Below are 20,331 nucleotides of genomic sequence, written 5' to 3'. Positions count from 1 at the left end.
CAGCTACGCTTACTTGTCGTCCCAGAACTCCCGGCCGCGGCTGTCGAGGTAGCCGGGCTGGCCGGTGGCGGTGGTTACGCGGGCCACGTCCTGCACGAAGGGCGCGGCGGTGGCGTACTTGATGGGCGTCAGGAGCTTGCCGTCGGGGCCGAGGTAGCCGAAGCGGCCGGCCTGCTCCACCACTGGCAGCACGAAGCCGTTGGCTGGCGTGGCCCGAATGGCATCATACTCCAAGGGCAGCGTGAGGCGGCCTTTGGCGTTGAGCACGCCCCATTTGGTGCCCTGGCGCACCAGCAGCAGCCCGTCGTGGTGCAGGTCCCGGATTTCGTCGTACTCGGCCGGCACCACAGTGCTGGAGCCGCTCGTGAATCGGAATCCCACCTTGCCCTGGCGGCGCACCAGGTCGCCCTGCTCCAGGTAGTCGGTTTCGGAGGCGGGGGCAGCGGGGCCGGTCAGGCGCTGGCCGTCGGGGCCGATGGCGAAGGTGTCGGCGGCCAGCACCACGGTGGCGCGGCCGTCGGGCCCGAAGGTGCCGGCGGCGGCGTACTGCACTGGCGTCACGGGGTTGCCGCTGCCATCAATGTAGCCGTAGAGCGCGCCCCGGCGCACCCAGGCCACTTCATTCACCATGGGGCCGGCGTCGTCGTAGAGGGCGGGCAGCACCAGGCGGCGCGAGAGGTCGGCATAGCCGAAGCGGCTGCCCTGCCGGAACGGTACCAGCCTGGGGGGCTGCTGAGTTTGGGCGGCGGCTTCGGCTGTCAGCAGCAGCCCGACCACCGCCCACAGCGGCCGGCGCAACGAAAACGGGAGTAACTGATAGCCAGGCATACCGGCGAAGGTACGAGGGGCGCCGAAAACCTGCGCGCGCCCGGGCGGTTGCTATTCACTTGTTCTTCACGCTGCCCGGCGCAGATTAGCGGCTACTCAGGTGGTCGTTTTTCATTGCGTATCCGAGGTGCGCCATCTTCCCCTCGTATCTTTGCCCCCGCAGGCCCGCTTTCAGGCGGCCTGGGTTCTTATGACGTCCTTGAAATCTTATCCGCGGTTTACTTTAGGGGCCACGCTCACGGCTGAGCAACAGGCCTTTTTCCGACAGCACGGCTTCCTTCATTTTCGTGCCTTTGCCAGCCCCGAGCAGGTGCAGGAATTGCTGCGCGCCACCGAGGCGGTGCAGCAGCAGTGGCTGGCCGAGGGGGTGCAGAAGGTAAACGGCGTGCCCATCAAATACGGCAAAGACGTGGATGGCGCGCCCATCGTACAGCGCTTCGCCTTTGCCTCGCACTATAGCCCCGTGCTGGCCGACTTCCTGGAGGATGCCCGGTTCCGGGCCTTGTTTCCACTGCTGGAAGCGCCCGGCGGCCGGGTAGGTGTTAATGAGAAGGATGGCCTCGTCATCAACCACTACGTGAATGTGCCGGGCTCGGAGTTCTCGCAGATGGGCTGGCACACCGACTCGCTGCGTGACGTGTTCTACGGCAAGCGCATCGGCCCCATGCTCAACGTAGGCTTCCACCTCGACGGCACCCCCGCCACCAACGGCGGCCTGCGCCTGATTCCGGGCACCCACCAGCAGCCGCTGCGCGAAATGCTGTTCCGCAAGAAGTACTACAAAGACGTGGGCCCCGACCCGCACGAAATAGCCGTGGAAACCGAGCCCGGCGACCTGACCGTGCACGACGGCCGCATGTGGCACCGCGTGGCGCAGTCGCCGCTGGTAGGGGAGGTGTCGCGCCGCCGCGTGATGTACGTGCCCATCGTGGCCGGCAAGTACCAGCCCAAGCACGAAAACAGCCCCACGCCGTTTTATCTGCGGTTTTTGCACTTGGTGAAGTAGAGCCGGATTGCTGGAGTGGTGGATTGGTGGGATGCGCTATTTTGCGTGAACCAACCTCATTTATCAGCATGATGGAAGGATCAGCGGCTTTTGCAGAAGAAACGCGTCAGCGTACCAAGCAGGCTGCGCTACGGGTGATTCGCTTGTATCAGGCAATGCCTCAAACCGACGAGGCGCGGATATTGGGCAAGCAGTTACTACGCTCCGCTACATCCGTTGGAGCCAATCACCGGGCTGCCTGCCGTGGCCGCTCCCGTGCCGAGTACTTTGCGAAACTCTGCATCTGCGTAGAGGAAGCAGATGAAACGCTGTACTGGATGGAGTTGCTAATGGAATCCGGCATCATTCGCCCTGAAAAGCTGGCGGCGCTTTACGAGGATTTCAACAAAATCACTGCCGTGCTGGCCTCTTCCCGCCGCACCATCCGGGAAGAATAACCCACCACCCCACTAATCCACCACCCCACTAATCCATCACCCCACCATATGCCTACTGCTCTCATTACTGGCGCTTCCCGCGGCATCGGCCGTGCTTTTGCCGCCGAGCTGGCTCGCCGCGGCTACAACCTGTTGCTGGTGGCCCGCTCGGCGGCGCAGCTGGAAGAAGTGGCCGCCGAACTGCGGCAGCAGTTCAAGGTGCAGGCCGCCGTGCTGGCCCAGGACCTGGCCGCGCCGCACGCCGTGGAAACTGTGGCAGAGTGGGCCGGCAGCCAGACGCAGGAGCTGGCTGTGCTGGTCAACAATGCCGGCTACGGGTTGTGGGGGCGGTTTGAGGACCTGGCCCTGGAAGAGCAACAGAACATGCTGCAGCTGAACATGCACGTGCCGGTGGCCCTCACGCACCGCCTGCTGCCGACGCTGCGCCGGCAGCCCCGGGCCTACATTCTGAACGTAGCCAGTACCGCCGCCTACCAAGCCGTGCCCACGCTCACGCTCTACGCCGCCAGCAAGGCGTTTCTGCTGAGCTTCTCCCGCGGCCTGCGCTACGAGCTGCGCGACACCAGCGTGTCGGTCACCTGCCTGAGCCCCGGCGCCACCACCACCGACTTCGCCGACCGCGCCGGCATGAGCGCCGGCCTGCAGGAAACCGCCAACAAGGTATCCATGACGCCCGCGCAGGTGGCCCAGGCCGGCATTGAGGCCATGCTCTCCGGTGAGGCCGAGCTGATTCCGGGCGCCCTGAACAAGATTTCCTCGAAGCTCACCGGCCTCGTGCCCAAGTCGCTGACCGAGAAGATTGCGGCCGGCATCTACGAAAAGCACCTGAAGTAAGGCACCTCACCCCAACCCCTCTCCAAAAGAGAGGGGCTCTAGTCCTAACTTTCTAAATCTGTAACTCCAGAGCTAATTCCCCCTCTCTTTCGGAGAGGGGGTTAGGGGGTGAGGTACCCAGCCATCCGGTAGCAGCCCCAGGCAAACAGCGGCGCGGCCAACACGTCGTAGGTGTAGTGAACATGCTGCACCAGCACCAGCGCGCCTACTACGGCCGCCGCCGCCAGCAACACAGTGCGCAGCCGGCCTCGGCCCACGGCCAGCGCCAGTAGCACCACGGTGGCCGTGTGGCCCGAGAAAAACAGGTCTTTGGTGATGGGCGCCGGCGCGGCGTATACCAGCTGATCCACGAGCGGGTCCTGCAGCAGCACCAAACCCACGGGCGGCTCCAGCGGCAGCAGCCACAGCAGCAGGCAGCGGCACACATGCAGCAGCAGATACGCCCACAGCGCCCGTAGCAGCAGACGGGGCCGCGGCAGCAGCACCCACAAGCCCGTCACCACGCTCAGGTAGATGGTCCCGAACACCAGCCCCGATACGTCGTGGGCGGGCAGGGCGGCCAGCAGCGGGTCGGGCAGCACCACGCCGGGGCGAGCCTGAATGTAGGCGAAGAAGCGCGGCAGCACTGCCAGCAGTGCCAGCAGCAGCACAAGCACCAGCAGCAGCCGCGCCCGGAAGCCCGGCGTGCGCCAGGCTTCGGGCCAGCGCAGGGGAGGGGAGGCAGCAGCAGAATCGGCGGTAGGAGCAGGCATGCGGCAAAAGTACAGCCTGACCGGCGTGTACTGCCAAGCCTGCTGTACGCTCGGGAGTTTATTGCGGCAGGTACGCCCACAAACCAAGCGCTATGCCGGGGCACTCCGGCGCGCGTGTTGTACCTTTTGCGGCCCATTTCAGCCTGTAGTTTATGAAGCGTCTGCTTTCCGTACTTGCCCTCACGCTGCCCCTGGCCGCGTCGGCCCAAACCACCGCCCTCGATGCCCGCATTGCCAAGCTGGCCGCCCAGCAGGAAAAGCAGGTGATTGCCTGGCGGCGCGACCTGCACGAACACCCCGAGCTGGGCAACCAGGAAACCCGCACGGCCGGCATCATTGCGGCGGAGCTGAAGCGGCTGGGCCTAGAAGTGCAGACCGGCGTGGCCCGCACCGGCGTGGTAGGCATCCTGCGCGGCGGCAAGCCCGGCCCCGTGGTAGCTTTGCGCGCCGACATGGACGGCCTGCCCGTGACGGAAAGCCCCACGCTGCCCTTCGCCTCCAAAGCCCGCACCCAGTACAACGGCCAGGAAGTGGGCGTGATGCACGCCTGCGGCCACGACACCCACGTGGCCATGCTGCTGGGCGCCGCCAACGTGCTCAGTGAGATGAAGAAAGACCTCAGCGGCACCGTGAAGTTCATCTTCCAGCCCGCCGAGGAAGGCTCCCTGCCCAGCGTGACGGGCGGCGCCAAGCTGATGGTGCAGGAAGGCGTGCTCGACAACCCTAAGGTCGACGCCATCTTCGGCGTGCACATCAACGCCCAGACCGAAGTGGGCACCCTCAAGTACCGCCCCGAGGGAACCATGGCCTCGTCGGATGTATTTACCATCAAGGTGAAAGGCAAGTCGGCGCACGGGGCGTATCCGTGGCTGGCCGTGGACCCCGTGGTGACGGCCGCGCAGATTGTAGTGGGTTTGCAGACCATCATCAGCCGCCAGACCGAGCTGACGCAGGACGCGGCTGTGCTGACCGTAGGCATGGTGCACGGCGGGGTGCGCAACAACATCATCCCGGAGCAGGTGGAGCTGACTGGCACCATTCGCACCCTCAACAAGGAAATGCAGCAGCAGATCTGGGCCGCTGTGCGCCGCACGGCCACCAACATTGCCGAAAGCGCCGGCGCCACCGCCGAGGTTGACATCGTGAACTACGCGCCCGTGACCTTCAACGAAGTGCGCCTCACCGAGCAGATGCTGCCCACCCTGCGCCGCGTGGCCGGCCCCGAGCACGTGGTGCTGCAGAAGGCCGTCACCGGTGCCGAGGACTTCGCCTACTACCAGGAGAAAGTGCCCGGCTTCTTCCTGTTTGTGGGCGGCATGCCCAAAGGCAAGGACGCCGCTACCACCGCCCCGCACCATACACCCGGCTTTTTCATCGACGAAAGCGGCCTCACCCTCGGCGTCCGCACCCTCGCCGCCCTTGCCGCCGACTATCTAACCATGAAAAAGTGAGTTGTGAGGGGTGATGAGGTGATGGGGTGATGAGGTGAATCGTGACAGGTAACAGGTGAAAAAGAACGTCATGCAGAGCGAAGCATCTCGCGCGCTGACGCCTGCGCCCCGTTGCCCCATCGACGCCTCCACGCAGAAGCTCTTCCTTGCGCGACGCCCTTTCTTGCCAACTTCTCCCTATCACCTGTCACCCCATCACGATTCACCCCATCACGATTCACCCCATCACGATTCACCCCATCACGATTCACCCCATCACAATGAATATCGCCCTCGTCACCTGCGAAACTCTGGCGCAATACGCGGCTCCCAACGTCGATGATGAAGACAACCTGCTCACGCGCCACCTGCGGGCGCAGGGCCACCACGTAGAGCCGCGCATCTGGAGCAACTCCGCAGTGGACTGGCTGAGCTACGACGCCGTGGTGCTCAAGTCGCCGTGGGACTATTTCGACCGGGTGCAGGAGTTTTACGCCTGGCTGGACCGGCTGGACGCGCTGGGCGTGCGCCTGCTCAACCCCGTGGCCACCGTGCGCTGGAACGCCGACAAGAAGTACCTGCTCGATATGCAGCAGGCCGGCGTGCGCATCGTACCCACGCACTGGCTCACGAAAGACACCGTTTTCGATGCTGAAAGCGTGTTTGCGGCCCTCGGCACCGAGCGGCTGGTGGTGAAGCCGGCCGTGAGCGGCGGCGCCAAAAATACCTTCGACCTCACGCTGCCGGAAGCCCTGCGCCGCGCGCCGGAGCTCACCGAGCTGCTGCGCCACGAGGACTTTCTGGCCCAGCCCTTCCAGCCCGAAATTCAGACCGAGGGCGAATGGTCGCTCATCTACCTGGGCGGCGAGTTCAGCCACTGCGTGCTGAAAACCCCCAAAGCCGGCGACTTTCGGGTGCAGCACTACCTCGGCGGCCGCATCGAGCCCCAAGAGGCGCCCACCCACCTGCGCGCCACCGCCGACCAGATCGTGCGTGACTTCGCCAAAAACTGCCTCTACGCCCGCGTGGACGGCGTAGACGCCAACGGCGAGCTGCTGCTCATGGAGCTGGAGCTTATCGAGCCCTTCCTCTACCTGGCCTCCGACGAGCACAGCCTCACCCGCTACAGCCAGGCCTTAGCACGGATGTCAGCGGATTAGCCGGAACAGCCGGATTTTGTAGAAGATTTCGTTTTAAACAGAAAGGGCTTGCCACACGGCAAGCCCTTTCTGTTTGGCTGAATAGGCAATCAAGGCAGAACCAAGCAGAACAGAATCGTCCACAAAATCCGCCCAATCCGGCAGAACAGAATCGTCCACGAAATCCGACCAATCCGTCTAATTCGCTAAAATCCGTGATTCAGAAACCATTCACGCTGAAGCCACCGTCCACGCTCAGGGTCTGGCCGGTGATGTAGCTGGCGGCGGGCAGACACAGAAACGCCACGGCGGCGGCCACTTCTTCCGGCTCGCCCACGCGGCGGGCCGGCGTGCGGCTCAGCACCTGCTCCAGGTACTCGGGGTTGCGCAGCACGGTTTCGGCCAGCGGGGTGCGGATGTACCACGGCGCCACCGTATTCACCCGGATGCCGGCTGGGGCCCACTCGGCGGCCAGGTTGCGGCCCAGCTGGTTCATGGCGGCTTTGGTCATGCCGTAGATGGAGCCGGTGCGTACGTGCGTGAGCCCCGCCACCGACGACACATTCACGATGCTGGCGCCGCCCGCCGCCTGCAGCAGCGGATACGCGCCTTGGCACAGCCCAAACACCGACTCCAGGTTGGTGGCCAGCAGGTGCTGGTACTCGGTGGGGCTGTATTCGATGGTGGGCTTGCGGATGTTGGTGCCCACGTTGTTCACCAGAATGTGCAGGGCAGGCCCAAGCCGGCCCGCGGCCTCCAGCACCTGCTGCCGGCCGTCGGCAGTGCTCACATCGGCGGCTATGGCGTAGGCGGCCAGGTTCTGGGCGCGCCAGTCGGCCACCTGGGTTTCCAGGTCGGGCGCCTGGCGGGCTACGGCCAGCACGGTGGCGCCCAGGTTCAGCAGCTCGGCCGCCACGGCGGCGCCAATGCCTTTGGAGGCGCCCGTGACGATGGCCAGCTGGCCATCGAGGCGCCAGCGGGAGGAATATGTAGCGGAAAAAGCGGGGGAATGCATGGGGTAGTCAGAAAAAAAGTTGGACAGAATCAGGCAATGTCTACGCAGAGACGGGCAGCCGGGAGGAGGGTAAATAGCAGGATAGTTGTATTAAAACGAAATTAAATTGTTATAAATGAATACATGTTCATTTATAAGCGTTGTAACGAATGGTGTGGTTTGAAAATAAATTATCAACAGAATGATTGATAATTTGAAAATACTGTAAATTGGCAGCCTGCTTTATCGAAATAAGGCAGTTCGCGCTTTCTCACCTCTTCACAACCACATTGTATGCTCAACAAGTACTCTACGGCAACACTCTTGCTGCTTGGTGGCCTTACCACATCGGCACTGGCTCAGGACTTTTCCCGGGTGCAGGCTAAAACCCTCAACGATGACGGCACGCCCTACCTGGTGCAGTTCCGCGCCGATGGCAACGCCTACAAGCTGCAGGAAGCCGGCACCCTGCTGCGCGAGCAGCTCCAGCTGACCGCCGACGACCAGCTGCTGCCCGCCAAATCGGAAGCCGATCAGTTGGGCTTCGTGCACGAGAAATTCCAGCAGTACTACAAAGGCATCAAGGTAGAGCACGCCACCTACTCGGTGCACGCCCGCCAGGGCCAAGTGGCCAGCATCAGCGGCCAGTTTGAGAAGATCCGCGGCCTGAACGCCACGCCTTCCCTCACGGCGGCCGACGCGCTGCAGCGCGCCCTCTCGTTTGTGGGAGCCAGCAAATACATGTGGCAGGATGCCCGCGAGGAAGCCGGCCTGAAGCAGCAGGAAAACAACCCCAACGCCACGTACCTGCCTCAGGGCGAACTGGTGGTGGTGCGCACCGAGCGCACCAGCAATCCGCTGCTGGCCGGTAAGCCCGTACTGGCCTGGAAATTCAACATCTACGCTCAGGCTCCAGTTAGCCGCGCGTACGTGTATGTGAATGCCCACACCGGCGACGTAGTAGCCCAGGACAAAATCATCAAGCACGCGGCGGCTACGGCTACGTTTGCTACTGCCTACAGCGGCACCCGCTCCATTGCCAACAGCACCGCCACCGGCGGCTACAACCTGCGCGAAGCCACCCGTGGCCTCGGCATCGAAACCTACAACTGCAAGAAAGGCAACAGCTACACCGCGGCCGTTGACTTCATCGACGCCGACAACAACTGGACGGCTGCCGAATACAACAACGCCAACTTCGACAATGCCGCTGGCGACGCCCACTTCGGCGCTCAGGCCACCTACGATTACTGGAAGCTGGTGCACAACCGCAACTCCTACGATAACGCCGGTGCTAAAATCAAGAGCTACGTGCACTTCGATGACGTGCCAGGCGGCGCGGGCTACGAAAACGCCTATTGGAATGGCTCGGTGATGACCTACGGCGACGGGGCCAGCACCTTCAAGCCGCTCACGTCGCTGGACGTGTGCGCCCACGAAATCGGCCACGCCATCTGCGAGAAAACCGCTAACCTGACCTACCAGAACGAGTCGGGCGCCATGAACGAAGGCTTCTCCGATATCTGGGGTGCCTGCGTAGAGGCCCGCGCAGCTTCGACCTTCGGCCTGACCGGCAAGAGTACCTTCCTCATCGGCGAGGAAATCATGAAAGCCGGCGGCGCTCTGCGCTCCATGAGCAACCCCAACCAGTACGGCCAACCTGACACCTACAAAGGCACCAACTGGCGCGCCACCACCACCAGCCCTACTCAGGCCAACGACTATGGTGGAGTGCACACCAACTCGGGTGTGCTCAACTTCTGGTTCTACCTGCTGAGCCAGGGTGGCTCGGGCACCAACGACATCGGCAGCGCTTACTCGGTAACGGGTGTGGGCATCGATGCCGCCGCCAAAATTGCCTACCGCACCGAAAGTGTGTACCTGACGGCTTCGTCGACCTACGCTAACGCCCGCGCCGGCGCCATTTCCGCTGCCACCGACCTGTACGGTGCCGGTTCGGCTCAGGTAACGGCCGTTACCAACGCCTGGTACGCTGTGGGCGTAGGCGCTGCCGCCGGTGGTGGCACTACGCCTCCTCCAACCACGGTTACCTACTGCGCCAGCAAAGGCACCAGCGTAGCCTACGAGTGGATCGACTACGTGAAGCTGGGCACCATCGCCCGCACTTCGGCTGCTGACGCCGGCTACTACAACGGTACTGCTACCAGCACCTCGATTGCCGCTGGCTCGTCGCAGACCATCAGCTTCTCGGCTGGCTTTGCTTCCACGGCGTACACCGAAAACTGGAAGATCTATATCGACTACAACCAGAACGGCCTGTTCACGGACGCCGGCGAACTGGTAGTATCGGGCTCTTCGGCCAGCACCGGCACGCTCACGGGTACTTTCACGGTTCCGGCTACGGCTAAAAACGGCGCTACCCGTCTGCGCGTCATCATGAGCGACAACTCGGCCACGACCAGCTGCAACAGCTACAGCTACGGCGAAACCGAAGACTACACCGTGACCATCACGGGCGGCGCGGCCATTGCCGGCGTAACCACCGGCGGCGGCAGCAGCATGGGCCTCACGCAGGGCGCCACAGCCCGCGGCCTGGAGCTGTACCCGAACCCTGCTACCGATGTAGTCCGCATCAGCATGCCCGACAACGCTCCGCTGGTATCCGTAACTCTGACTGACCTGCGCGGCGCCAAAGTAACCGGCGTGCAGGTGGAAGGCGACCAACTGAACGTATCGGCACTGGCCAAGGGCATATACACCCTCACCGCCACCGACGGCCAGAAAGTGTTCCACCAGCGCTTCATCAAGCAATAGTCGAACCCCGGCCAGTGCGTTGCGCTGCCAGTAAAATGAAAAAGGCCCGTCGCAAGACGGGCCTTTTTTTGTGGTTTATGAACAACGCCTTGGGGTGTAGCCGGCTCGTAGCCGATGGCATTAGTCAGGTGCCGGTTGAAATAATAAGCTGCTCTACCGCCCCCAGGGCGCGTATTCCAGCTTGATTTCGGCCAGGCCGTAACCGTCGTTGAGGCTGGAGCTGGAGCGGCCGCTGGCGGGGCTGATGTCGTCGAGCTGGTCGGTGGTGGTGAAGTAGTAGGAAGCTTCGGCGGTGGCATTGAGTTGCGGCGTGAGCCGGAACACTACCCCGAACCCGACCGGCGCGACCAGGCCCAGGGCGGGGTAGTCGTTGCGTTCGGGCTCCAGGTAGTTCGTGCGGTCGTCGGGGCGCAGAGTGCCGCGGTAGGCTTTGGGGCTGTAGAGCAGGAAGCCGGCGCCAGCTTTCACGTAGGGCTTGATCAGGGACGGGGGGCGTTTGGGCGTGGCAAACTGGCTTTCGTCGCGCAGCAGCTCATATCGCAGAAATGTTACGCCCGTCACGTTGCGGCCCTGGAAAGCGAGGCCGCGCTCCGGCAGCTGGTCTTTGGCCCCAATCTGAAAATACGTGGCCTCGCCGCCTACCACCAGCCGCGGGCGCAGCAGGTAGAGCACACCCAGGCTGGCGCTGGGGCCCGGCAGGTTATTGCTGAGGTTGCCAGCCAGGTCGCCGTTGTAAAAGGCCGCGCCACCGCCCACTGTAAAGCGAACCGGACCCCGGTAATAGGCCCGTGCTTGGCTGCTATAGTAGCGTCGGCGACGCTCCGGCCCATCCTGCGCGGTGGCGGTGTGGGCCAGCAGCACGCTGGCCGTTAAAGAAGAAAGGAGCACAAGACGCTTCACGCAGTGGGGGTAATGAGGTGATGGGGTGATGAGGTGACACGTAGCAGGTGATACGTGACGGGGTAGGGGAGAGGCTTGCCGGCGCGGTTGGGGCAGCGGCAAGCCTACAACGCAAGCAAGTACGGCTTTGGTCTGAAAATAGGTTTCTGCGCGCGTCACTTTCCCTCCCTGCCACGCATATTACCCCCTTCACCTGTGGCGTATAGCCTGTCACCTGTCACTTGTCTCCTGCCCCGTTTCACCTCATCACCTCATCACATTTTACTTAAACTTCCCCTGCGGGTCGGGCATTTTGGTCATCAGCTCACTCAGGAAGTCGAAGTCGATGCTGGTCATGCTCAGGGCCTGGCCTTTGTGGACGGCCTCCCAGGCTTTGGCGTAGTCTTCCTGCAGGTAGTGCACGCGGGCCATTTGCTGCCAGGCAATGGCGTTGTCGGGGCTGGCGGTGAGGGCGCGCTGCAGCAGGTCGGTGGCGGTTGTGAGGTCTTTCTTCTTCTTGGTTTGCTCGTAACGAATTAGGTGGCTGGAGCCCAGGTCGCTGAGCATAAGGGCGTTGGTGGGCGCCAAAGCCAAGCCCTGCGTGAGCAGGGCAATAGCTTGGTCGGGGGTGGGCTGGCGGCTGGCCACGATGCCCAGGCCGCGGTACACGTCGGGGTTTTTGGCGTCGAGCAGCCAGGCGAGGTTGAACCGGAACGCGGCCGTGTCGGTGAGGCCTTCCGAGAGATACTCGTAGCCCTTGCCCGACAGGAAGCGGCTGGCTTCTTCGCGGGAAGCAAAGCTGCCGGCCACTTTCTCCACGTAGCCGGCGCCCAGCAGGGCCTCGGCCTGGGCCGGGGTGGCGCCGCCGAACAGCGGCTGCAGGCGATTGGCCGCACTCAGTGCCACGGCGGCGTCGCCTTTAACTTTGACTTTGCGCTGGGCGTGGGCAGGAGCGGCCAGTAGCGTAAGCAGCCCCAGGGCTGCGTAGAAAGGGTATTTCATGGAGAGAACAGAAGAACGGAGAACGAAGCCGCCGGCTGGCAGCCAGGGGCTTCCGGCAAATATAACGCCGGCTTGCCGGGCGCTGGTGTGCAGCGGGGTGGCATCCGGGCAGGGCCTGGCTGCGTAGGTGCAAAGCGCGGCCGGTCCGGCCCTGCTTTTTCTCTGCTTTTATGTCTTTTTCCCGCCGCTGGCTCTATCTGCCGGCTCTGCTGGTGCTGCCCCTGCTGTTAGGTTTGGCCAACGAATACGCCACCGCCCGCCCCAGCCGCCGCACCCAAAACGTGGCCTACGTGCCCGCCTCCGACCCTGCTTTCGACACCGAGCGTCACCGCCTCGATGTATATACGCCCAAGAAGAAAGCTGCGGCGCCGTATCCGGTGGTGGTGTTCATCCATGGCGGCAGCTGGAACAGCGGTAACAAGAACTTCTACTCCTTTATTGGGCGGCGGCTGGCCAAGCAGGGCGTGGTGGCCGTGGTCATCAACTACCGCTTGGCTCCGGCCGTGCAGGTGCCCCAGATGGCCGATGACTGCGCCCGCGCCGTGGCCTGGACCGCGCAGCACATTGCCGAGTACGGCGGTGACCCCCAGCGCCTGTTCCTGATGGGCCACTCGGCCGGTGCCGGCCTGGCCGCACTACTGGCCGCCGACAACCGCCTGCTGGCCCGCCACGGCTGGCCTCAGAACCCCGTCAAAGGCGTCCTGCTCGATGACCCTGCCGGCCTCGATATGTACGACTACCTGCAGAAGCAGGAGTACCCCGGTGACGCCCAGTACCTGGTGCCGTTCGGCAAGGATCCGGTCGTGTGGCGCGAGGTGTCGGCCATGTACCACGTCACGGCCCAGACGCCGCCCATGCGGCTGTTCATCGGCGGCGAAACGTATCCGTCCATCAGCAGTAGCAGCCGCAAGTTCGTGAGCAAGCTGCAGGGCCTGGGCCAGCAGCCAGAACTGACCGTGCTGCCCGGCAAAAAACACGCCCCCATGGTGCTGCAACTCTACTTCCAGCACAACATCATCTATCAGGAGCTGCTGAAGTTTATAGGGGCTTAGGGCTTAGGGAACAGGGCTTAGGTAATAGGGTTTGGTGATTATGCTCAAATAAACCGAAAGAAAAGAGGCCCCGCCGTAACCCGGCGGGGCCTCTTTCATACATCCTAAGCCCTAAAACAGCGCCGTTTGCACGGTGGGCTGCTCGAACTCCAACAGCCACTTCTTGCGCCAGAGGCCGCCGGCGTAGCCCGTGAGCTGCCCGCCCGCCCCGATGATGCGGTGGCAGGGCCACACCAGCCCCAAAGGGTTCTGGCCATTGGCCGCCCCCACGGCCCGCACGGCGCCGGGGTTGCCGAGCTGCCGGGCCAGATCCAGGTAGGAGGCCGTGCGGCCGTAGCCCACGGCCGGCAGGGCCGCCCACACCCGCCGCTGGAAGTCGGTGCCTTGCTGCACGTCGTAGGTGAGTTGGAAGTCACGCAGCTCGCGGCCGAAGTAGGCCTGGAGCTGGCGGTAGGCTTCGCGCAGCGGTGTGGCCACGGCGGCCGGGGGCGTAGGGGCCGGCGCGGCGTTTGCCTCCAGAAATTCTACGGCGGCCAGGCCGGCATCAGAGCCCTGCAGGCGCAGGCAGCCGAGCGGCGTGGAAAGATAGGCCTGCGTGTCAATCATAGACTAGGGCGAGAGCAAGATGGGAAAGAGCAAAAATGCAAAAAAGCCTGCTCATCACGTCCCAGCCGCGGAATATCGCCGGTAATGGACTCTACGGAGGAAAAAATTGGAAATGAACAGGTTGTCCGGAGTCCGGCAATGCAGGTGGAAAAAGAATGCTTTATATTGCTTCAGCATGCGGCAAACGGCGGCTGGAAATAATGATTCCCAGTTGCTGCTTCATTCTATCCATGATGCATGCAATTCATTCATTTTTAGACCTAACGCATTGTGCGACACTTACTGTTCTGTTTCGTAGCCGGCCTGCTCTCCACGGCCCCAGCGCTGGGCGGATCCGCCGTTTCGGGGCCCGCCGGCTTGCCGGGCACTCCTGCCGTAGCAGGGCTGGCCGGAGTGGGCGAAGGCACGGGCCTCACCGGCTCCTACTTCAACAACGGCTCGCTGGCCGGCACGCCGCTGCTACGGCGCGTAGATGCAGTAGTGGACTTTGAGTGGAAGGAAGGCATTCCGGCCCCCGGAGTACGCAACGACAACTTCTCGGTGCGCTGGGAAGGGCAGGTGGAAGCCCCGGCTACGGGCCGCTACAAGTTCATCACCCGCTCCAACGACGGCGTACGCCTCTGGGTGAACGGCAAGCAGATCCTCGACAACTGGAGCGGGCAAGGCACCACCACCATCACCAGCGCCGAGGTAAGCCTGGCCGCCGGCGAGCGGACGACCATCAAGGTGGAATACTACGACCAGGAAGGTGAGGCCACCGTGCGCCTGCAGTGGGTGCGCCCCGGCCAGGGCCCCCAGACGGTGCCTTCGGTATATCTGTATCCGCTGGAAGGCCCGGGCATGCCGGTAGCGGCGCCGCCGGTGGCCATCACGCCGCCGCCAGCGCCGGAAGCCAAGCCCGCTGTAGACAAAGCTGCTGCTAAGGCTGAGGCCCGCGCCAAAGCCGATGCCGAAGCTACGGCCGCCGCGGCCGCCAAAGCCACCGCCAAAACTGATGCCGCCAAAGCGGCCGCCGCGAAAGCCGCTGCGGCCAAAGCTACTGCCGCCAAAGCTACTGCCGCTGCCAAGCCCGCTGCTCCGGCCAAGCCGGCCGTAGCCAAAGCACCAGCCCCGGCTAAGCCCGCGAAAGCCGAGGCCCCGGCGCCGGAGGCACTGGCTAAGACGCTGGGCATTCCGGGCGTGTTCACCATCATGGGCCGCACCGATGGCAAGCCCCTGGAAGTGCAGGGCGAAGCCCCTGTATCCAAGGAGCCGGGTTTGGCTTCTGCGCCCGCCGGGGCTCCGCAGTGGCAGATTGAGGAAGCCGGGGCCGGTTTCTACAAGCTCACGGTGCAGGGCAGCCGCAAGGTGATGGAGGTGCTGGGCAGCTCCACGTCCAACGGCGCCCCCTTGAGCCTGTGGCCGTATTACAGCGGCAACAACCAGCTCTGGAAAATTGAAGATGCCGGCGACGGCTACTACAAGCTCACTGCCAAGCACAGCAAAAAGGCCCTCACGGCCGGCACCGAGGAAGAAGGCGGCCTGCAGCAGCGCCGCTACGCCAGCAAGCCCAACCAGCAATGGAAGCTGCAGGCCGTGGCGCAGCAGCAACAGCAGTTCGCGGGCCCACCCGCCGACGTGCCCGTGACGGGGGCCAACCGCCTGAGCGTGTACCCCAACCCCTCCAGCGGCGTGGTGCAGATGGCCTACCAGCTCGGCCAGGACCAGCCCATGGGCTGGGTGCTCTACGACCAGCGCGGCTCGGCCGTGCGCGTGTCTGACTACCGCCGCCAGACGGCTGGCTCGCACCACCAGACCATCGACTTCACGGGCCTACCCTCCGGCGACTACAACCTCAACCTGACCGTAGGCGCCTCCACCACCCGCCAGATGGTGAGCATCCGCCGCCCGAATGCAGGTACTCCGGAAGCTACGCCGGAGCCGGAAGCCGCTAAATAGCTGCCACGCCTTGCGCAAGGCTTCACTGCCTCTACATACCGAAACAGCCCGCCCGGATAGTACATCCGGGGCGGGCTGTTTCGTTGGGTAGGTGATGCTGGGGCTGACCTAGCCCCGGAATTCCTCCAGCGCGTCCCACAACTTGTTGAACTCACCGGTATAGCGCTTCACCAGCGTTTCGTCGTCGCTGATGAGCAGATTTTCCAGGTTCAGTTCGGCGGCGGAGCGGGTCCAGTTGTATGAGCCGGTCAGCACGGTGCGGTTGTCGGCCACGGCGAACTTGTGGTGCATATGGTTGTCGGTGCGGTCGACGCGGATGGGGAGGCCGGCGGCGTGTAGCTGGCGCACGTCGGAGCCCCGGTCGTGGAGCTTGTCGTTGTCGGTGAGCAGGCGCACGCGCACGCCGCGCCGGTGGGCGGCCAGCACGGCGTCGGTCAGGCGGTCATCTGCAATCGTGAACACGCAGATATCGAGCTGGCACGCGGCCTGCCCCAGAAACCGCCGGATGGCCGCCACGCAGTCGTCGTTGGGGCTGAAATACACCTCGGCGTGCGTGGCGCGGGCTGCCGCCGGCGCGGGAGCTGGCAGCAGCAGGGCGCTGGCCGCCTCCAGCCATTCCACCACGGCCTTATCCTGAAAGTTGTTGAACCGGTCGCGGGCCAGCCCGAACAGGCGGTGGCGCAAATCGGCGAGGCCGGCCGGGTGCTGGGCGCGCTCGGTGAGGCGCTGGCGCAGCTGCCGGGCCTCGTCGGGCGAGAGGGTGGAATCGGCGAAGGCGCGCTGGAAGTGCTGGAGCAGGTCGGTGGGGGAGTTGGGCCGTGGGTTCATGCGGCCTAAGATAAAGAAAGCGCCAGCGAACCAGCCAGCTCCGGCGCGGCCTCGGCCACCACCTGCTGCGCTTCAGCCAGGGCCTCGGCGTAGGGCGCGTGCAGCACCCGCAGCGGGGGCGCGTCGGGCCGCAGCACGGCATCCCAGAGGCCCGAGCGGTGCCACTCCCGCTCCGGAAAGTCCCAGTCGGGCCGGTCCACGATAGGGTAGAGGCACACGCCCCACAGCGGCACGCCCATACGCAGCGCGGCGGCACATTCTTCGCCAATCATCCGAATCCAGAGGGGTCGGTCTACGCCGGGGTGGCTGGTTTCGGTGAGCACCACCGGGCAATTGTAGCGGCGGTGGGCGGCGGCCAGCAGGTGGCGCAGCGGCTGCCAGCGTGGGTCGGCGGGCACGTCGGCCCACGGAATGCGGCAGTGCGGGTCCAGTTCCCACTGGTTGTCGTAGTAGAAGTTGAAGCCCAGCATATCGATATACTCGGGGCGGCCGCCCAGCTCGGGACACAGCCGCCCGGCCAGCATGTCCACGCTCTGGAACTGGTTGTCGTGAAACTCGGCGGCGCGCTGGCGCTCCTGGCGGCTGGCCCCGGCCCGCGGCACAATATTGACAAGGGGCTCGGTGGTCAGAATCCGGACGCTGGGGTCCAGCTCGCGCATGGCGGCCACGCCCTCAATGTAGGCCCGCATCAGGCCGCGCTTCACTTCCCAGCCCTGCCCCACGCAGTAGGGCGAGGTGCCGCGCACGTCGCCGCCCAGCCAGCTCATAAAGCTCACCTCGTTGATGGGCGTCACAATCAGCTCGCCCTCGGGGCTCACTTCGCGGTAGAAAGCCACGAAGGCGCGGCACAGCGCCGCAAAGCGCCGGGCAAACAGCGGGTGCAGTGGCGTGAGGTCGTCGGGGTAGCCGAAGTGGCAGATGTCCCAGACCTGCTGGATGCCGTGGCGCTGGCCGGCAGCCAGCATCTGGCGCACGGTGCTCCAGTCGTACTGGTAGGGCGTTTTCTCGATCTGGCTCCAGCGGATGCCTTCGCGCACGGTGCCCAGCTGGTGCTGGTGCAGGGCCTGGTAATCGTCGTCGATGAACTGCAGGTGGCCGGTCAGGGGCAGAAAATCAACCCGGTGGCCGAAGGCGTTGAGCTGATCGGTGCATTCGTAGCCGGCCATCCAGAACGAGTGAAACGGATTGGAGCGGGCAGTAGCAACAGACATAGGAGCGCGGGTAGATGAACGAAAAAAGCGGTGCGGCCCGCCCCGGAAGGGTGGCCGCACCGCCTTGTGTACCGCAAAACCGCCGGTGGGGTTAGCGTGGAGCTTCGCCGCCGGCCTCGCCCGCCGCTAAATCTGCGGTGATACCGATGCGCTGTCCAGCGGCCCGCGCTCCTTGCCGGTCAGCCCTTTGGCCTCGATGAAAATGCGCTTGAACTCGGGGTGTTTGGCCCGGATGCTGTCCTGCAGCGCGTCTACCTCACGTTCCACCTCCACGGCCGACAGGTGGTCGTGAAACTCCACGTCGAGGGCCAGCACCACATCCTGCGGGCCCATGTACATGGTGAGGGGCCGGCGCACCTGCTCCACGCCGCGCTGCTGCCGCGCAATGGCTTCGAGGCTGTCGAGGGTTTCGTCGTCCACGCCTTCGCCCACCAGCAGGCCTTTGGTTTTATAGATCAGGAAAATGGCCACCGATACTAGCAGTACGCCGATGCAGATGGAGGCGCCGCCGTCGAAATACGGGTTGTTGAGGGCGTGCCCGAGGTACACGCCGATCAGGGCAATGGTGAGGCCGACCAGGGCGGCCAAGTCTTCCATCAGGATAGCAAAAACCGAGGGATCCTTGCTGCTGCCCAGCGTGGCCCAGAAGCCCGCGTCGCCGCGGGTTTTGTTGAACTCGCGGAACGCCAAGAAGCAGGAAATACCTTCAAACAACATCGAGAGGCCCAGCACCCAGTAGTTCCAGGTGGGGTCAGTGATGGGGGCGGGGTGCTTGAGGTGCTCGATGCCTTCGTAGAACGACATGCCGCCGCCTACCGAAAACACTAGCACGGCCACAATCAGCGACCAGAAATACAGCTCCTTGCTGCGTCCGAACGGATGGCGGGCATCGGCCGGCTTCTCCGACTGCTTCACGCCGTAGAGGATCAGCAGGCCATTGCCACTATCCACCAGGGAGTGAATGCCCTCGGACAGCATGGCCGAGCTGCCGGTGAAAAAAGCTGCCACAAACTTGCTGATGGCAATAGCGACGTTGGCCCCAATGGCCCCGTAAATGGCAATCTTGGAAGAACCGGCAGACATAAGGTAGAGTGCGTGTGCCTGCTGGTACGCGCCGCATCGGATTGAGGTTGGAAATGCGCAGCCGGGTTCACCGCCCCTTCCTCGAAGAGCGTAGACTACGGGCGGTTGAACATTCCGGGTTTCCGCGACTTTTACAGCTTCTCTCCCCGCGTATGCCCGACCTCGACTCCCCTACTGCTACTTCCGAAACCACTGCCCCGCTGCGCCGCCGCCTGGGGCTGGTGCAGGCCACGGCCCTAAACATGATTGACATGGTGGGCATCGGGCCCTTCGTGACGCTGCCGCTGGTGATGGGGTTTATGGGGCCGAACTTCCTGCTGGCCTGGCTGGTGGGGGCGGGCCTGAGCCTCGTGGATGGCCTGATCTGGAGTGAGTTGGGCGCGGCCTACCCCGAGGCCGGCGGCTCCTACCGCTTCCTCAAGCTGGCCTACGGCGAGCAGAAGTGGGGCCGGCTGTTCTCGTTCCTGTACGTGTGGCAGACGCTGGTGCAGGCGCCGCTGGTAGTAGCCTCGGGTGCCATCGGCTTCGCGCAGTACTTCGGCTATCTGGTCCCACTTACCGAATGGTGGCAGCCCAAATTGGTGTCGGGTGTGGTGGTGGTGCTGCTGATTGCGCTGCTCTACCGCCGCATCGAGGACATCGGCAAGCTCGGCGTGATGCTGTGGGTGGGGGTGCTGGGCCTCATGGGCTGGCTGATTTTCGGGGGCGTCACGCACGCCACGGTGCCGGTGGCGTGGCTGCCCGAGGGCGGCCTGTCGGCGCTGCCGGGCGTGCTGCTCTCGGCCGCCATGGGGCAGGCCACCGTCAAGACCATCTACAGCTACCTCGGCTACTACAACGTGTGCCATCTGGGCGGCGAAATCAAGGAGCCGCAGCGTGTGATTCCGCGCAGCATCTTTCTGAGTATTCTGGGCATCATGGCGCTGTACCTGCTGCTGAACTGGAGCGTGGGCTCGGTTATTCCGTGGCAGGAGGCGCAGCACTCCGAGTTCATCGTGAGCAGCTTCGTGGAGAAGATTTACGGGCCGCTGGCGGCGCAGGCCGCTACGGCGCTGGTGCTGTGGGTGGCGTTTGCCTCCTTGTTTGCGGTGCTGCTGGGTTACTCGCGCATCCCATATGCGGCGGCCGCCGACGGCGAGTTTCTGCCCATCTTCGCCAAAACCCACCCCACCAAGCACTTCCCGCACGTGTCGTTGCTGATTCTAGGCGGCGTGGGGTTTGTGTTCAGCTTGCTGTTTCGGCTGGGTGAGGTCATTTCGGCCATCTTGGCCATGCGGATTCTGGTGCAGTTTGTGGGCCAGGCCGTGGGGCTGGTGCTGCTGCGCCGCCGCAACGGCACGGCGCACCTGCCGTTCCGGATGCCCCTGTATCCGCTGCCGGTGGTGCTGGTGGTGGCCGTGTGGCTGTGGGTGTTCTGGAGCACCGGCCCGCAGTTCATGCTCTCCGGACTGGCCGTTATCGGGGCCGGGGTGGGGGCGTTTCTGCTCTGGAGCCGCCGGCTGGGCCGCTGGCCGTTCGGGCGGTAGCTGAAGTGCTG

General features: G+C 64.1%; 19 protein-coding genes. 9 read left to right on the top strand and 10 right to left on the bottom strand.

Annotation, left to right across the window (positions count from 1 at the left end; genetic code table 11):
* Nucleotides 1–9: 9 nt before the first annotated feature.
* On the bottom strand, nucleotides 10–828 hold the full coding sequence (locus O9Z63_RS16025; RefSeq protein ID WP_270126350.1) for a WG repeat-containing protein: 819 nt from the start codon (nucleotides 826–828) through the stop codon (nucleotides 10–12).
* Nucleotides 829–1,018: 190 nt separating this feature from the next.
* Between O9Z63_RS16025 and O9Z63_RS16020 the strand changes: the two genes are divergently transcribed.
* From O9Z63_RS16020 to O9Z63_RS16010, 3 genes are all read left to right on the top strand, one after another.
* Nucleotides 1,019–1,834 (top strand): phytanoyl-CoA dioxygenase family protein, encoded by an 816-nt coding sequence (locus O9Z63_RS16020; RefSeq protein ID WP_270126349.1) that lies wholly within the window; start codon nucleotides 1,019–1,021, stop codon nucleotides 1,832–1,834.
* Between the two features lie 68 nt (nucleotides 1,835–1,902).
* Entirely contained in the window at nucleotides 1,903–2,271 is a 369-nt protein-coding gene (locus O9Z63_RS16015) for a four helix bundle protein (RefSeq protein ID WP_270126348.1), read from the top strand.
* Between the two features lie 48 nt (nucleotides 2,272–2,319).
* A complete protein-coding gene (locus O9Z63_RS16010; RefSeq protein ID WP_270126347.1) occupies nucleotides 2,320–3,105 on the top strand; it encodes an SDR family NAD(P)-dependent oxidoreductase in 786 nt (261 codons plus the stop codon).
* A gap of 101 nt (nucleotides 3,106–3,206) precedes the next feature.
* On the opposite strand, the gene O9Z63_RS16005 is transcribed toward O9Z63_RS16010, so the two are convergent.
* A complete protein-coding gene (locus O9Z63_RS16005) occupies nucleotides 3,207–3,857 on the bottom strand; it encodes a phosphatase PAP2-related protein (RefSeq protein WP_270126346.1) in 651 nt (216 codons plus the stop codon).
* 152 nt (nucleotides 3,858–4,009) lie between these two features.
* On the opposite strand from O9Z63_RS16005, the gene O9Z63_RS16000 reads away from it, so the two are divergent.
* Both O9Z63_RS16000 and O9Z63_RS15995 read left to right on the top strand, forming a co-directional pair.
* On the top strand, nucleotides 4,010–5,308 hold the full coding sequence (locus O9Z63_RS16000) for an amidohydrolase (RefSeq protein ID WP_270126345.1): 1,299 nt from the start codon (nucleotides 4,010–4,012) through the stop codon (nucleotides 5,306–5,308).
* 260 nt (nucleotides 5,309–5,568) lie between these two features.
* The gene (locus O9Z63_RS15995; RefSeq protein ID WP_270126344.1) at nucleotides 5,569–6,447 is read left to right on the top strand and encodes an ATP-grasp domain-containing protein; all 879 of its coding nucleotides are present in this window, start codon (nucleotides 5,569–5,571) and stop codon (nucleotides 6,445–6,447) included.
* A 33-nt stretch (nucleotides 6,448–6,480) separates the two neighbouring features.
* Here O9Z63_RS15995 and O9Z63_RS15990 read toward each other — a convergent pair whose 3' ends face one another.
* Together O9Z63_RS15990 and O9Z63_RS15985 are read right to left on the bottom strand one after the other, a co-directional pair.
* The gene (locus O9Z63_RS15990) at nucleotides 6,481–6,606 is read right to left on the bottom strand and encodes a hypothetical protein (protein ID WP_270126343.1); all 126 of its coding nucleotides are present in this window, start codon (nucleotides 6,604–6,606) and stop codon (nucleotides 6,481–6,483) included.
* A 40-nt stretch (nucleotides 6,607–6,646) separates the two neighbouring features.
* A complete protein-coding gene (locus O9Z63_RS15985) occupies nucleotides 6,647–7,441 on the bottom strand; it encodes an SDR family oxidoreductase (protein WP_270126342.1) in 795 nt (264 codons plus the stop codon).
* Nucleotides 7,442–7,714: 273 nt separating this feature from the next.
* Here O9Z63_RS15985 and O9Z63_RS15980 point away from each other — a divergent pair, with 273 nt between their 5' ends.
* The gene (locus O9Z63_RS15980; protein WP_270126340.1) at nucleotides 7,715–10,195 is read left to right on the top strand and encodes a M4 family metallopeptidase; all 2,481 of its coding nucleotides are present in this window, start codon (nucleotides 7,715–7,717) and stop codon (nucleotides 10,193–10,195) included.
* A gap of 153 nt (nucleotides 10,196–10,348) precedes the next feature.
* Here the strand turns inward: O9Z63_RS15980 and O9Z63_RS15975 are convergent, their stop codons facing one another.
* Together O9Z63_RS15975 and O9Z63_RS15970 are read right to left on the bottom strand one after the other, a co-directional pair.
* Entirely contained in the window at nucleotides 10,349–11,095 is a 747-nt protein-coding gene (locus tag O9Z63_RS15975) for a hypothetical protein (protein WP_270126339.1), read from the bottom strand.
* 261 nt (nucleotides 11,096–11,356) lie between these two features.
* Nucleotides 11,357–12,076 carry a tetratricopeptide repeat protein gene (locus tag O9Z63_RS15970; RefSeq protein ID WP_270126337.1) on the bottom strand — a complete coding sequence of 240 codons (720 nt, stop codon included), beginning with the start codon at nucleotides 12,074–12,076 and terminating at the stop codon, nucleotides 11,357–11,359.
* 170 nt (nucleotides 12,077–12,246) lie between these two features.
* Here O9Z63_RS15970 and O9Z63_RS15965 point away from each other — a divergent pair, with 170 nt between their 5' ends.
* Nucleotides 12,247–13,128 (top strand): alpha/beta hydrolase, encoded by an 882-nt coding sequence (locus tag O9Z63_RS15965; RefSeq protein ID WP_270126335.1) that lies wholly within the window; start codon nucleotides 12,247–12,249, stop codon nucleotides 13,126–13,128.
* A 111-nt stretch (nucleotides 13,129–13,239) separates the two neighbouring features.
* Here O9Z63_RS15965 and O9Z63_RS15960 read toward each other — a convergent pair whose 3' ends face one another.
* Nucleotides 13,240–13,734 (bottom strand): methylated-DNA--[protein]-cysteine S-methyltransferase, encoded by a 495-nt coding sequence (locus O9Z63_RS15960; protein ID WP_270126334.1) that lies wholly within the window; start codon nucleotides 13,732–13,734, stop codon nucleotides 13,240–13,242.
* Between the two features lie 270 nt (nucleotides 13,735–14,004).
* On the opposite strand from O9Z63_RS15960, the gene O9Z63_RS15955 reads away from it, so the two are divergent.
* Complete coding sequence (locus O9Z63_RS15955; protein ID WP_270126332.1) at nucleotides 14,005–15,672, top strand: RICIN domain-containing protein; 1,668 nt, start codon at nucleotides 14,005–14,007, stop codon at nucleotides 15,670–15,672.
* Nucleotides 15,673–15,780: 108 nt separating this feature from the next.
* Here O9Z63_RS15955 and O9Z63_RS15950 read toward each other — a convergent pair whose 3' ends face one another.
* The 3 genes from O9Z63_RS15950 to O9Z63_RS15940 form a co-directional block, all read right to left on the bottom strand.
* Nucleotides 15,781–16,500 (bottom strand): phospholipase D-like domain-containing protein, encoded by a 720-nt coding sequence (locus O9Z63_RS15950; RefSeq protein WP_270126331.1) that lies wholly within the window; start codon nucleotides 16,498–16,500, stop codon nucleotides 15,781–15,783.
* A gap of 5 nt (nucleotides 16,501–16,505) precedes the next feature.
* Nucleotides 16,506–17,711 carry a glycoside hydrolase family 1 protein gene (locus tag O9Z63_RS15945; RefSeq protein WP_270126330.1) on the bottom strand — a complete coding sequence of 402 codons (1,206 nt, stop codon included), beginning with the start codon at nucleotides 17,709–17,711 and terminating at the stop codon, nucleotides 16,506–16,508.
* A gap of 126 nt (nucleotides 17,712–17,837) precedes the next feature.
* The gene (locus tag O9Z63_RS15940) at nucleotides 17,838–18,794 is read right to left on the bottom strand and encodes a cation diffusion facilitator family transporter (protein WP_270126328.1); all 957 of its coding nucleotides are present in this window, start codon (nucleotides 18,792–18,794) and stop codon (nucleotides 17,838–17,840) included.
* A gap of 152 nt (nucleotides 18,795–18,946) precedes the next feature.
* On the opposite strand from O9Z63_RS15940, the gene O9Z63_RS15935 reads away from it, so the two are divergent.
* A complete protein-coding gene (locus tag O9Z63_RS15935) occupies nucleotides 18,947–20,320 on the top strand; it encodes an APC family permease (protein ID WP_270126327.1) in 1,374 nt (457 codons plus the stop codon).
* Nucleotides 20,321–20,331: the final 11 nt, after the last annotated feature.

This window comes from Hymenobacter yonginensis, from assembly GCF_027625995.1.
Classification (GTDB): Bacteria; Bacteroidota; Bacteroidia; order Cytophagales; family Hymenobacteraceae; genus Hymenobacter; species Hymenobacter yonginensis.
Note: the sequence above shows the minus strand (reverse complement) of the source record. Positions and strands in the feature narration are given on the sequence as shown.

What these genes read in the sequence shown, in the direction of transcription:
- O9Z63_RS16025 (WP_270126350.1), bottom strand. Translation starts at nt 828, where the DNA reads ATGCCTGGCTATCAGTTACTCCCGTTTTCGTTGCGCCGGCCGCTGTGG.
- O9Z63_RS16020 (WP_270126349.1), top strand. Translation starts at nt 1,019, where the DNA reads ATGACGTCCTTGAAATCTTATCCGCGGTTTACTTTAGGGGCCACGCTC.
- O9Z63_RS16015 (WP_270126348.1), top strand. Translation starts at nt 1,903, where the DNA reads ATGATGGAAGGATCAGCGGCTTTTGCAGAAGAAACGCGTCAGCGTACC.
- O9Z63_RS16010 (WP_270126347.1), top strand. Translation starts at nt 2,320, where the DNA reads ATGCCTACTGCTCTCATTACTGGCGCTTCCCGCGGCATCGGCCGTGCT.
- O9Z63_RS16005 (WP_270126346.1), bottom strand. Translation starts at nt 3,857, where the DNA reads ATGCCTGCTCCTACCGCCGATTCTGCTGCTGCCTCCCCTCCCCTGCGC.
- O9Z63_RS16000 (WP_270126345.1), top strand. Translation starts at nt 4,010, where the DNA reads ATGAAGCGTCTGCTTTCCGTACTTGCCCTCACGCTGCCCCTGGCCGCG.
- O9Z63_RS15995 (WP_270126344.1), top strand. Translation starts at nt 5,569, where the DNA reads ATGAATATCGCCCTCGTCACCTGCGAAACTCTGGCGCAATACGCGGCT.
- O9Z63_RS15985 (WP_270126342.1), bottom strand. Translation starts at nt 7,441, where the DNA reads ATGCATTCCCCCGCTTTTTCCGCTACATATTCCTCCCGCTGGCGCCTC.
- O9Z63_RS15980 (WP_270126340.1), top strand. Translation starts at nt 7,715, where the DNA reads ATGCTCAACAAGTACTCTACGGCAACACTCTTGCTGCTTGGTGGCCTT.
- O9Z63_RS15970 (WP_270126337.1), bottom strand. Translation starts at nt 12,076, where the DNA reads ATGAAATACCCTTTCTACGCAGCCCTGGGGCTGCTTACGCTACTGGCC.
- O9Z63_RS15965 (WP_270126335.1), top strand. Translation starts at nt 12,247, where the DNA reads ATGTCTTTTTCCCGCCGCTGGCTCTATCTGCCGGCTCTGCTGGTGCTG.
- O9Z63_RS15960 (WP_270126334.1), bottom strand. Translation starts at nt 13,734, where the DNA reads ATGATTGACACGCAGGCCTATCTTTCCACGCCGCTCGGCTGCCTGCGC.
- O9Z63_RS15950 (WP_270126331.1), bottom strand. Translation starts at nt 16,500, where the DNA reads ATGAACCCACGGCCCAACTCCCCCACCGACCTGCTCCAGCACTTCCAG.
- O9Z63_RS15945 (WP_270126330.1), bottom strand. Translation starts at nt 17,711, where the DNA reads ATGTCTGTTGCTACTGCCCGCTCCAATCCGTTTCACTCGTTCTGGATG.
- O9Z63_RS15940 (WP_270126328.1), bottom strand. Translation starts at nt 18,794, where the DNA reads ATGTCTGCCGGTTCTTCCAAGATTGCCATTTACGGGGCCATTGGGGCC.
- O9Z63_RS15935 (WP_270126327.1), top strand. Translation starts at nt 18,947, where the DNA reads ATGCCCGACCTCGACTCCCCTACTGCTACTTCCGAAACCACTGCCCCG.